We start from the raw sequence: 12,355 nt of genomic DNA on the forward strand, positions 1-12,355 counted from the left end.
CATTGTAACGATCTCGGGGACCTTCGGAGGCAGACGCTCGGCCCACGATGGTCCATGCTCGGCCCTCTGACTGTTGGCGCTTCTCCTCAGGGTTGCAATCTCGGAGGCTCCTCAAGTTTTTGCTAATGTTCGGCGGCGAGATGAACCCAAGCATCCACTCGGCACTCCTGAAGGCAGGATACGGCTGAGATACAAGGTTATGACTAGTAGGAGTTGCAGAGATGACGTTACCTAAACCATGGCGGCTGAATGGAAATCAGGCCGAGGGCGGACAGGCCCACGTGTATAAGGTTGTCCGTCCAGATGATCCAGCAGAATACGCGCTTAAGCGACTAAAGAACCCGGCTCGTGCGAATCGTTTTTCGCGTGAAGTCCGAGCCATGGAAGTCCTTTTTCGAGCTGGCATAGCCGTTCCGCCTGTGATGTTTAGCGACCTTAATGCAGATAAGCCATGGTTCGCCATGCCCTGGTATGAGAACGGCTCCCTCGACGGCCTGTCGTCACGAGATTCCGCACTGCCTATCGAAAGGTCGAGGGCGCTTCTTGTTGAAATAGCTGAAATTCTCGCACTAATCCATGAGAGGGGCATGGCCCACCGTGATATTAAGCCAGGAAACATCCTGATCAACAACGACGGGCGGCCCTTAGTAGCGGATTTTGGACTATGCATTGCGCTCGGCGACGAGCGTTGGACGGATCAATACGAAGCGGTGGGACCCAGGAACTACATTGCCCCAGAGAACGCAGACGGGATTAACAATGAGGTCGATCAGAGGCCGGCGGATTGCTATGCCTTCGCGAAGCTATGCTGGTCCGTTATAACCGGAAAACATGCACTTTCCCGCGAAAACCAACTATCCGCGGATAATCGCCTCTCAAATGTCATGAGGCGCTCAGATCTTGAACCGCTTGATCTGCTATTCGAGGCAATGCTAAATCCTGATCCACGCGTGCGCTTCACGGACTGGAACCGTATAGTACCTGTCCTTCGAGGCGACCCGGGAGGCGCAGCAACGGCTGCGATGGGAATTGATGCCGAGAAGGGCAGCGCATCGACTAGACGGGACAGAGCGCTTTCGATATCCCGGCAACTCGGCGCTAGCGCACGCATCCCTGAGGCTAGAGCTAACGCAGAGGCGGCCACCAGGAACGCGCTCCGCCGGGAGCGCGCTGGCGAAGAGTTGTCGACAGCATTCTGCGGTTCGTTGTCCGACTTTCTGGCCGAGATAAATCTAAACCTAAACGGGTATGCCATTTTCCGAGCCCGCCCATTCTCGAAAGATTTGGCGGACATGTTCGACATCAATGAGGCATTCGCCTATCTAGACTCTCCAGCGATGAACCGAGCCAGTCCTGGTTCAACTTATGGCGCCTTGCTGTCGATGCGTCCTGAGATCACCGACACCCCCAATGAGCTCCAATTGGCCGTCTTTGTCCTGGAGGAGACCAGCGGAAATGTGCGCCTTTACAGGGTTCCTATGAGAACTCCGGCTGGAGGCGGTAGAGGCATCTTCCATCGACACTATCAAGAAATTGCCCATATGAGTGAATCATACAACCTTGCATTGTCAGGCACACTTGAATCAATCAATCAGTTTGCGCTCGATTCGGCGCGGGCAGGGGAGGGAATGGCGCAAGACTTTCTGGAGGAGTTGACAGGCGACCGATTTGCTGAAGAAGTGCAACGGTAACCGAATGTCCAGCCCTTCTGTGAGGGCGTCATGTTCCATGCGGGCACGATCTTAATGGAATGCGGCACTCCGCAGGTGGCCGTAGGCTGAGATCCTTCGGCCGCCTAACCCTTACCCTCACCTTTGGCCATGGCGCTCTTCGGTTATATGAACGTCCCAAGTCACAGCCCTGGCCGGCGTAATCAGCCGACTGGGAATCTATTTGTGGTCGTTACGCCCACGACCGCCCGCCGTCTGCTTCTGCCGCACTCCGCGTGCATCCCCTCAGGCAACTGGCATCGATGTCAGAGCGCCACGATCGCCGCAGTCTCCGCCGGAAGCTCGATCCTGTCCCGCATCACCGTGACCCCCTCCCCCGTAGCCAGCAGCACCCGCCGCGCCACCCCAGGCAGCGACACACCCTGCCCCCTCCCGGCGAAGTTCGCCACGACGAGCGTGTCCCCCCGCCGCATCACCAGGAACTGGTCCCCGTGCTGCACTGACACCTCGTGCATCCGTGGATCGGACAGGTCCGAAGAAGACCGACGCAGGGCGATCAGCCGCTGGTAGAACGACAACATCGAGGCATGCTCGGGCTTGTCCAGCTCGGCCCAGTCCAACCGCGACCGTACGAACGTCTCCGGGTCCTGCGGGTCGGGCACGTCCCCTTCTGGCCACCCGTGCGAGGCGAACTCCCGCCGCCGCCCGGTCCGCACCGCGGAAGCCAACTCCGGCTCCGGGTGCGAGGTGAAGAACTGCCAGGGCGTGGAGGCCGCCCACTCCTCCCCCATGAACAGCATGGGAGTGAACGGCGCGGTCAGCAGCAACACAGCCCCAACCCGCAGCAACGCAGGCGACAACGAAACAGAGATCCGATCTCCGGTAGCCCGGTTCCCGATCTGATCGTGGTTCTGGAGGTAAGCGACAAGCCGATGCCCAGGCACCCGCGAATCTAGCGGCCGCCCGTGGTGACGGTTACGGAAGCTCGACCAGGTTCCCGCGTGGAAGAACCCACCCGTCAGCACGTCCGACAGCGTCTCCAGAGAGCCGAAGTCGCCGTAGTAGCCCTGCCGCTCCCCCGTCAGCAACGTGTGCAGCGCGTGGTGGGCGTCGTCGTTCCACTGGGCGTGCAGCCCGAACCCACCCGCCTCCCGAGGCGTGATCAGCCGCGGGTCGTTGAGGTCCGACTCGGCGATCAGCGACAACGGCCGCCCCAGGTGCGTCGACAGCGACTCGACGGAAACCGCCAGCTCTTCCAAGATGGGGACGGCCCGCGAGTCGTGAAGGGCGTGCACGGCGTCCAGGCGTAGTCCGTCGACGTGGTAGTCGCGCAGCCACATGAGGACGCTGTCGATGATGTAGCGGCGTACCTCGTCGGAGTGCGGGCCGTCCAGGTTGACCGAGCGGCCCCAACTGTTGCTCTGCTCGGCGAGGTAGGGCCCGAACTGCGGCGCGTAGGCCCCGGAGGGCCCGAAATGGTTGTAGACAACGTCGAGGATCACCCCCATCCCGCGCGCGTGGGCGGCGTCGACGAACCGTTTCAGGCCGTCGGGGCCGCCGTAGGGCTCGTGTGGGGCGTACCAGCAGACGCCGTCGTACCCCCAGTTGTGTTCGCCGTTGAAGGCGTTGACCGGGAGCAGTTCGATCAGGTCGACGCCCAGCGAGACCAGGTGGTCGAGGCGGTCGATGGCCGCGTCGAAGGTGCCGTCCGGGGTGAAGGTGCCGATGTGCAGCTCGTAGAGGATGCTGCCGGGCAGCTGCCGGCCCGTCCACGAGGAATCGGTCCACTGGAACGCGGAATGGTCGTAGCGGCGGCTCGGCCCGTGCACTCCCGCAGGCTGCCACGGTGACCGGGGGTCGGGCAGTGGGGTTTCGTCGTCGTTCAGCAGAAAGGAGTAGTCGAGGCCGGCGTCGGGCACCTCGACCCGCCACCACCCGTCGGCGGCGGCGCGCATCTCGTGGTCGGTGTCGCCGGCCAGGCGCAGCCGCACCCGGGTGGCGTCCGGTGCCCAGACGGAGAATTCGGTCATGAAACGGCCTCCTCGGCAGCGGTGGGAGGAGCCAGCAGAGCGACGGGGTAATCGGCCAGGAGGGTGTCCAGCGGCGTCTCTCCGCCACTGTAGACCCGGCCGGTGAACAGGTCCTTCATCTCGTGAACGGGAAGTGACAGGGCTGTGTCGCACCACCCGCCGACACGTGCCAGGCCGAGCGGGAGTCGGGTCGCCACGGCGATCACCCCGCCCCGGTCGAAGGCCACCGCGTGCCGGCTCACCGGCCCCTGCGCCGGGACCGGCCGGTAGGTGGTGAACAGCTCCGGGTGCGCCCGCCGCAGCCGCAGGGTCCGCGACACGACGAGCAGCTTCGCCGCTCCGTCGGTGTCGACCGGGGGACGCCAGCCGCCGTCGATGCGTGCCAGCAACTCTCGGCGTACGTCGAAGTCGACAGGGCGGCGGTTGTCCGGGTCGACCAGGGAGTTGTCCCACAGCTCGGTGCCCTGGTAGGTGTCCGGCACCCCGGGCATGGTGAGCTGGATGAGCTTCTGCCCGAGGGAGTTGCACCAGCCGGCCGGGGCGATGGCGGCGGCGAGTTCGGTCAGCTCGTCGTGCAGGCTCGGGTCGTCGTACATCAGGTCGACCACGTCGTGCAGCGCCTGCTCGAAGACCGGGTCGGGGTCCGCCCAACTGGTCGAGGCCCCGGCCTCCCGGGCGGCCTTCTCGACGTACGCGTGCAGCCGCTCCCGTTCGATCGGCCACGCGCCGACGGCGGTCTGCCAGAGCAGGTGGGCGAACGCCGGGTCGGGCAGCGGGGCGTACTCCATCCAGGTCTTGACCTGCTCGGCCCACCGGCCCGGCAGCTCGCTGAGCACGGCGAGCCGGGCGCGGACGTCCTCGCCGCGTTTGGTGTCGTGGGTGGAGAGGGTGGTCATGCTGGCCGGCCAGCGGACCTGTTGGGCGGCGGCGAAGCGGTGGAACTCCGCCGGTGGCACCCCGAAGCGGGTGGGGCTGTCGCCTACCTCGTTGAGCGCCACGAACCGGGTCCAGCGGTAGAACGCGGTGTCCTCCACGCCCTTGGCCATCACCGCGCCGGTGAGCTGGGGGAACCGCATGGCCAGCTCGTCGTCGGGGTTGCGCAGCCGTCGGGTGATCGCGTCCAGGGCCGCGGCCAGGTCGGGGCGGCGGCGGCCGGCCTCGGAGCGGGCGGCGGCGAGGTGCCGGGCGCCGTGCGGCGGGTAGCCCCGGTAGACGTCGAACGCGGCGGCCAGCTCGGCGAGCGCCGCGCGGGCCCGCTCGGTGGGCACCTCGGGGGCGAGGGCGGCCAGCCGGGTCAGCTCGGCGGCGAGCAGTTGGGTGGCGGCGGCCAGCTTGGTGGTGTGGGTCAGGTTCTCCCAGGAGGTACGCCGGCCGGCAAGCTGGGTGTCCAGCACCGTGAAGTCGCCCTCGGCGTCGATGTCGATGAAGAGCCCACCGGCCATGGCCAGGGCGTCGTAACCGGTGGTGCCGTCCACCGGCCAGTCCGGCAGCTCCTCGCCGTACTCAAGGATCTTCTCCACCACCAGCCAGGCGTCAGGGGCGGCGGCCCGCAGCCGGGCCAGGTAGCCGGCCGGGTCGCGCAGGCCGTCCGGGTGGTCGACGCGGATGCCATCGACCTCCCCGGCGGCGGCCCAGCGCAGGATCAGCTCGTGGGTGGCGGCGAAGACCGCCGGGTCCTCCACGCGCAGACCCGCCAGGCCCGCGATGGCGAAGAACCGGCGGTACGTCAGCTCGGCGTCGCCGCGCCGCCAGGAGACCAGCTCGTAGTGCTGCCGGTCGTGCACCTCGGCGGCGGTGCCATCGCCGGTGCCGTCGGCGATCGGGAAGCGGTGCTCGTGGTAGCGCAGCTCCCCGTCGACAAGCTTGAGGTCGTCGAGGGCTGCCTCGTCGTCGGCCAGCACCGGCAGCAGCAGCCGGCCCCGGTCCCAGTCGATGTCGAACCAGTCGGCGTACGCCGAGTCGCGCCCCCGGCGCAGCACGTCCCACCAGGCGGGGTTGGCGGCCGGGACGGCGACTCCGGCGTGGTTGGGCACGATGTCGACGACCAGACCGAGCTGCCTGTCGCGTAGCGCGCGCAGCAGCCGCTGCCGGGCGGCCTCCCCGCCCAGCTCCGGGTTGACGGCCCGGTGGTCGACCACGTCGTAGCCGTGCTGGGAGCCGGGCGTGGCGGTCAGCAGCGGGGCGGTGTAGAGGTGGGTGACGCCGAGGTCGTCCAGGTAGTCGACGATCGCCGCGGTGGCGTCCAGGTCGAAGCCGGGGCGGACCTGGATGCGGTAGGTGGAAGTGGGAGGGGTGGCCGGCATGTCAGATCGTCCTCTCCAACACGACGAGGGAGCGGTCCGGCACCCGGATGGTGCCGCCCGCGCTGATCACCGTGGCGTCGCCAGGCTCGGGTTCGGCGGTGCTGATCACCCGTTCCCACTTCTGGCCGTACTCGCTGCCGGGGATGGTGAAGTCCAGCGGCGCGTCGTGGGCGTTGAAGCAGAGCAGGAACGACGCGTCGTGGTGCTTCTGCCCGTACTGGCCTCGTTCGCGGATGCCCTCGCCGTTGACGAAGAGCGCCACCGAGCGGCCGAAGTCGTTGCCCCAGTCCTCACCGGTCATCTCCCGCCCGTCCGGGGTGTGCCAGGCCAGGTCGGGCAGCGGCTCGTCGATGCCGCGCCCGTTCACCGGCAGACCGGTGAAGAACCGGCGACGCCGGAACACCTGGTGGCGTTTGCGGAACGCGGTGAGCGTCTGCACGAACTCCAGCAGATGCTCGTCGACGTTGTCCCAGTCGACCCAGGCCAGCTCGCTGTCCTGGCAGTAGACGTTGTTGTTGCCGTGCTGGGTGCGGCCCAGCTCGTCACCGTGACCGATCATCGGCACGCCCTGCGACAGCATCAGCGTGGCCAGGAAGTTGCGCCGCTGCTTGGCCCGCAGGGCGAGGACCGCCTCGTCGTCGGTGTCGCCCTCGACCCCGCAGTTCCAGGACCGGTTGTGGCTCTCGCCGTCGCGATTTTCCTCGCCGTTGGCCTCGTTGTGCTTGTCGTTGTAGGACACCAGATCGTTGAGGGTGAACCCGTCGTGCACAGTGACGAAGTTGATGCTGTGGAACGGTCGGCGGCCGTCGTCCTGGTAGAGGTCGGCGGAACCGGAGATGCGGGACGCGAACTCGGCGAGGGTGGCCGGCTCACCGCGCCAGAAGTCCCGCACCGTGTCGCGGTACTTGCCGTTCCACTCCGTCCACAGCGGCGGGAAGTTGCCCACCTGGTAGCCGCCGGGGCCGACGTCCCACGGCTCGGCGATGAGCTTCACCCGGCTGACCACCGGGTCCTGCTGCACCACCTCGAAGAAGGTGGACAGCCGGTCCACCTCGTAGAACTCGCGGGCCAGGGTGGCCGCCAGGTCGAACCGGAAGCCGTCGACGTGCATCTCGGTCACCCAGTACCGCAGCGAATCCATGATCAGTTGCAGTGAGTGCGGGCTGCGCACGTTGAGGCTGTTGCCGGTGCCGGTGTAGTCGACGAAGTAGCGCCGGTCCTCCTCGCTGAGCCGGTAGTAGCTCGGAGCGTCCACGCCCTTGAAGCTCAGCGTCGGGCCGAGGTGGTTGCCCTCGGCGGTGTGGTTGTAGACCACGTCGAGGATGACCTCGATGCCGGCCGCGTGCAGCGCCTTCACCATGCCCCGGAACTCCTGCACCTGCTGGCCGGTCCGGCCCAGCGCGGAGTAGCCGTGGTGCGGGGCGAAGAAGCCGATGGTGTTGTAACCCCAGTAGTTGCGCAGCCCCAGGTCGACGAGGCGGTTGTCGTGGATGAACTGGTGCACCGGCATCAGCTCGATCGCCGTCACCCCGAGCCGGGTCAGATAGTCGATCATCGGCGGGGAGGCGATGGCCGCGTACGTGCCGCGCAGCTCCTCCGGGATGTCCGGGTGCCGCATGGTCAGCCCGCGCACGTGCGCCTCGTAGATCACCGAGTGGTGGTAAGGGGTGCGCGGTGGCTTGTCGTTGCCCCAGTCGAAGTACGGGTTGACCACCACGGACTTCGGCATGAACGGCGCCGAGTCGGTCTCCGACATCCGCTCCGGCTCGTTCAGGTCATAGTCGTAGACCGCCGGGTCCCACGCCACGTCACCGTCGATGGCCTTGGCGTACGGGTCGATCAGCAGCTTGTGCGGGTTGCAGCGCAACCCGTTCGCCGGATCGTACGGGCCGTACACCCGGTAGCCGTAGCGCTGGCCCGGCTCGATGCCCGGCAGGTACGCGTGCCACACGTAGGCGTCCACCTCGCGCAGCTCGACGCGGCGCTCCGCGCCGGTGTCCCACTCGTCGAAGAGGCACAGCTCGATCCGCTCGGCCACCTCGGAGAAGATGGCGAAGTTGGTGCCCATCCCGTCGTAGGTGGCGCCCAGGGGGTACCGCTCGCCCGGCCAGACCTGCATGTCGCTCCTTAGACCATGGTTATGTGCGCACCGGCCGAGATCGCCCGCGCGCACGCAGGTAGTGCCCCCGGCCCGGACGCGCCAATCCATCCTTTCAGGCGGTGGGCGGAAACCACCCGTCTGATGCGCGCTACACCACTCAGGTGTCCTCCGTCACGATGACCCTTTTCGAGGTGCGTTCTTGGTCCCGATGGACTTTCCTTGTTTGGGGGCAAGCGTCCGCGCGCGTCCCGCCAGGCCCTCGGCCACCCCTTACACCTCTCGCTCCGCCGCCACTGACGCCGGCGCGTACCACCATGCATGGACGGAGATTGATGTGACGACCCTGCGGGTCGACGAGCAGTTCGCTGCCACCAAGGACCGGGCCCACCGGCCCACAGTGATCTCCCGGCCCCCCGCGCAGGCCGGTCCCACCGCGCAGCCCGGCACGCCAGTGCCGGCGCAGCCCGGCCCCGGGACTCCCCCGCAGACCCGCCGCATCCTCATGTTGTCCTGGGAGTACCCGCCGGTGCTCGTCGGCGGTCTCGGTCGACACGTGCACGCGTTGTCGGTGGCCCTCGCCGCCGCCGGCCACGAGGTCACAGTCGTCACCCGCCACTGCGAGGGCGCACCCCTGGAGGAGTACGCCGACGGCGTACGCATCCTGCGCGCCCCCGAAGACCCGGTCACCTTCCCCCTCGCCACCAGCTCACTGCTTGCCTGGACGATGGCCTTCAACCACACCCTCACCCGCACCGCGCTGCGCGCCACCCAGGCCGGCTCCTACGACGTCATCCACGCCCACGACTGGCTCGTCGCCCACACGGCGATGACGTTGCGTGACCACCTGGACATCCCGCTGGTCAGCACGATCCACGCCACCGAGGCCGGTCGGCACCAGGGCTGGCTGCCGGAGGAGATGAACCGCACCATCCACGGCGTCGAGCAGTGGCTCAGCAGCGAATCCAACCGGGTGATCGTCTGCTCCGGGTACATGCGCGACGAGGTGAACGCGCTGTTCGGCGTACCGGCCGGACGGGTCGACGTGGTCGCCAACGGCGTGGAGCCGCACCGCTGGCGGGTGCCCGCCCGTGCCGTGGCCGCCGCCCGCGCCCGCTTCGCCGGGAACGGCCCGCTGGTCACCTTCGCCGGCCGCCTGGTGTACGAGAAGGGCGTGCAGCACCTGATCGCCGCGCTCCCCCGGCTGCGTGAGCGGCACCCCGGGCTGCGTGCCGTGATCGCCGGCGACGGCCCGTACCGCGCCGAGCTGGAAGCCGAGGTGCACCGCCGAGGTCTGGGCGGGATGGTCAGCATGCCGGGCTTCCTGGGCGGCACCGACCTGCCGGCGCTGATGGCCGCGTCCGACTGCTTCGCCGTGCCGAGCATCTACGAGCCGTTCGGCATGGTCGCCCTGGAAGGCGCGGCGGCCGGCGCTCCGCTCGCCGTCGCCGCCACCGGTGGCCTCGGCGAGATCGTCGAACCGGGCGTCACCGGAATGACCTTCCGGCCGGACGACCCGGACAGCCTCACCGACGCCGTGGACGCGCTGCTGTCGGACGCCGACCGCTCCCGCGTGATGGCCCGCCGCGCCCGCCGGATGGTCCACGACCAGTACGGCTGGGCCGCCATCGCCCAACGCACCGCCGCCAGCTACGCCGCCGCCATCCACCACGACGCCGCGTACACCGCCGAGCGCGCCGAGCAGCGGATGTCGCAGGGTCGGGCCCTCCCGGCGCTCCCCGAGGGCAACCTGCTCGCCGCCGCCGGCCTGCGCTGACCCTCGCCGTGTGCGGTTGATCGACTCGGCCTTCTTGAAGTCGGGGTGTCCCGGTGCTCGGGACCCCGCGACTTCCGGAAAGCCGAGTCGATCATGGTGTGCGGGGCGCGCCACGTAGCTCGACACCGGGTGGGCGGCTCGGTGTCGGGCCGTCGGGCCGGGACGCGCAGCCCGGCGACGGTCGGTGGGGCCTGCCAGAATGTGCGGATGTCTCGCAGTGTCGACGCCCTGGATGCCACCTTCCCGATCGCCGCCTCGATCGCACTGGACCTGATCCGACGCCCCGAGGTGATTGACCAGTGGTCAAGCCCGAGCGCCCTGCCACACCTGTCCATTGGTGGCCTGGCGTGCCACCTGGGGCGGCAGGCGGTCCGTGCGGCGGAGCTGCTGCCGATGCCGACCGACCTGCCGGTGTTGGAGTCGGCCGACAACCATTACGAGCGGGCCGCCTGGGTGTCCGAGGGGTCCCCGGACAAGGACACTGTCGCCTCCGGCCCCGACGAGGCCGACGCCGCACGCGGGCCGGCCGACCTGCACGTGCGTTCCGCCCAGGCGCTGGAGGAGGTCGGCGACCTGCTCTCCCGGGGTGCCGCCCGTGACGTCGTGCCGATCCCGTGGCAGGGCTGGGCCCTTCCGCGCAGCGAGTTCCTGCTCACCCGTCAACTGGAGATCGTGGTCCACTCCGACGACCTCGCGGTGAGCGTCGGCGTGCCCACGCCGGAGTTCCCGGCGGAGGTCTTCGACCCCGTACGCGACCTGCTGGTCCGCCTGGCCGTGCGCCGCAACGGCCAGTCCGCGTTGATCAGCGCGCTGAGTCGCAGCGAGCGAGCCCGCAACATCTCCGCCTTCTGACCGCCCGCCCCGCCGCCGACCACCCGGGCCGCCCGGTGCCTGGACCGGGGCCCGGTGCTCGGGGCCGCCCGCTGCCCAGGGTTCGGGGCCTGCCCTCGGGGTCACCCCGTCCGTGATCGACTCGGCTTCCTGAAAGTCGGGGTGTCCCGGCACGGCGGACACCGCGTCTTCAGAGAAGCCCGAGTCGATCATGGGCGGGACGGGGACGGGACAGCTCGGCGCACGGGAACGCGGCAGGCCGCCGACCCGCGAGCGGGTCGGCGGCCTGCTGGTGAAGCGAGGAGTGGGTCAGCGCTCGCCGAAGGGGACGTAGTCCCGCTCGGCGGAGCCGACGTAGACCTGCCGCGGACGGCCGATCTTGGTCTCCGGGTCGTTGATCATCTCGCGCCACTGGGCGATCCAGCCGGGAAGCCGGCCGAGCGCGAAGAGCACAGTGAACATCTTGGTCGGGAACCCCATGGCCTTGTAGATCAGGCCGGTGTAGAAGTCCACGTTCGGGTAGAGCCGACGGGAGACGAAGAAGTCGTCGGCGAGGGCGATCTCCTCCAGCTCCATGGCGATGTCCAGCAGCGGGTCGGGCTTGGCCATCCGGCCCATCACGTCCTGCGCGGCCTTCTTGACGATCGCCGCCCGCGGGTCGTAGTTCTTGTAGACCCGGTGGCCGAAGCCCATCAGCTTGACGCCGTCCTGCTTGTCCTTGACCTTACGGACGAAGGACCGGACGTCGCCGTCGCCGGCGTGGATCTGCTGGAGCATCTCCAGCACCGCCTGGTTGGCGCCACCGTGCAGCGGGCCGAACAGCGCGTTCACGCCGGCCGAGACCGAGGCGAACAGGTTGGCGTTGCTGGAGCCGACCAGGCGGACGGTCGACGTGGAGCAGTTCTGCTCGTGGTCGGCGTGCAGGACGAAGAGCATGTCCAGCACCTTCGACATCACCGGGTCGACCTCGTACGGCTCCGCCGGCACGCCGAACGTCATGCGCAGCAGGTTGTCCACGTAACCCAGCGAGTTGTCCGGGTACAGCAGCGGCTGACCGATGGACTTCTTGTACGCGTACGAGGCGATGGTGGGAACCTTCGCCATCAGCCGGACTGTGGAGATCTCCACGTGCTCGGAGTCGAACGGGTCCAGGCTGTCCTGGTAAAAGGTGGACAGGGCGCTCACCGCGGACGAGAGCACCGCCATCGGGTGGGCGTCCCGGGGGAAGCCGTCGAAGAAGCGACGCATCTCCTCGTGCAGCAGCGAGTGCCGCCGAATCCACTCGGTGAACTCGGTCAGCTGCTGCTCGGTCGGCAGCTCACCGTAGATGAGCAGGTAGGAGACCTCCAGGAAGGAGGACTTCTCGGCCAGCTGCTCGATCGGGTACCCCCGGTAACGCAGGATGCCCGCGTCGCCGTCGATGTAGGTGATCGCGGATGAGGCAGCGGCGGTGTTGACGAAACCGGGGTCGTACGTGGTCATCCCGGTTTCCTTCAGCAGCTTGCTCACCCCGATACCGGCGGGGCCCTCGACCGCAGGATGTACCGGCATCGACAGCTGCCCACCGGGGTGATCGAGCTTGACTTCCGTCATGTGGTTCCTCGCTTCGCCGGCAGATCTACGTTGAATTGCCTTCGCTTCTACCG

7 protein-coding genes are annotated in these 12,355 nt (G+C 67.9%); 3 read left to right on the plus strand and 4 right to left on the minus strand.

Annotated features, from left to right (window positions below):
- Window positions 1-221: 221 nt before the first annotated feature.
- Entirely contained in the window at window positions 222-1,691 is a 1,470-nt protein-coding gene (locus AB0B98_RS22475; protein ID WP_357365025.1) for a protein kinase, read from the plus strand.
- A gap of 284 nt (window positions 1,692-1,975) precedes the next feature.
- On the opposite strand, the gene treZ is transcribed toward AB0B98_RS22475, so the two are convergent.
- The 3 genes from treZ to glgX are packed head-to-tail and all read right to left on the minus strand — an operon-like array spanning window position 1,976 to window position 8,122.
- Window positions 1,976-3,700, minus strand: coding sequence for a malto-oligosyltrehalose trehalohydrolase (gene treZ / locus AB0B98_RS22480; protein WP_357365027.1), 1,725 nt, complete (start codon window positions 3,698-3,700; stop codon window positions 1,976-1,978).
- Window positions 3,697-6,003 carry a malto-oligosyltrehalose synthase gene (treY, locus tag AB0B98_RS22485; RefSeq protein WP_357365029.1) on the minus strand — a complete coding sequence of 769 codons (2,307 nt, stop codon included), beginning with the start codon at window positions 6,001-6,003 and terminating at the stop codon, window positions 3,697-3,699. The genes treZ and treY overlap by 4 nt, the downstream gene beginning before the upstream one ends.
- Before the next feature lies 1 nt (window position 6,004).
- Window positions 6,005-8,122: a glycogen debranching protein GlgX gene (gene glgX / locus AB0B98_RS22490; protein ID WP_357365031.1), complete on the minus strand. Its 2,118-nt coding sequence runs from the start codon at window positions 8,120-8,122 to the stop codon at window positions 6,005-6,007.
- Window positions 8,123-8,438: 316 nt separating this feature from the next.
- On the opposite strand from glgX, the gene AB0B98_RS22495 reads away from it, so the two are divergent.
- Complete coding sequence (locus AB0B98_RS22495; protein WP_357365033.1) at window positions 8,439-9,878, plus strand: glycosyltransferase family 4 protein; 1,440 nt, start codon at window positions 8,439-8,441, stop codon at window positions 9,876-9,878.
- A 207-nt stretch (window positions 9,879-10,085) separates the two neighbouring features.
- On the plus strand, window positions 10,086-10,730 hold the full coding sequence (locus tag AB0B98_RS22500; protein WP_357365035.1) for a maleylpyruvate isomerase N-terminal domain-containing protein: 645 nt from the start codon (window positions 10,086-10,088) through the stop codon (window positions 10,728-10,730).
- A 288-nt stretch (window positions 10,731-11,018) separates the two neighbouring features.
- On the opposite strand, the gene AB0B98_RS22505 is transcribed toward AB0B98_RS22500, so the two are convergent.
- Window positions 11,019-12,302: a citrate synthase gene (locus AB0B98_RS22505; protein WP_238672068.1), complete on the minus strand. Its 1,284-nt coding sequence runs from the start codon at window positions 12,300-12,302 to the stop codon at window positions 11,019-11,021.
- Window positions 12,303-12,355: the final 53 nt, after the last annotated feature.

This window comes from Micromonospora sp. NPDC048947, assembly GCF_040649495.1.
Lineage (GTDB): Bacteria > Actinomycetota > Actinomycetes > Mycobacteriales > Micromonosporaceae > Micromonospora > Micromonospora alfalfae.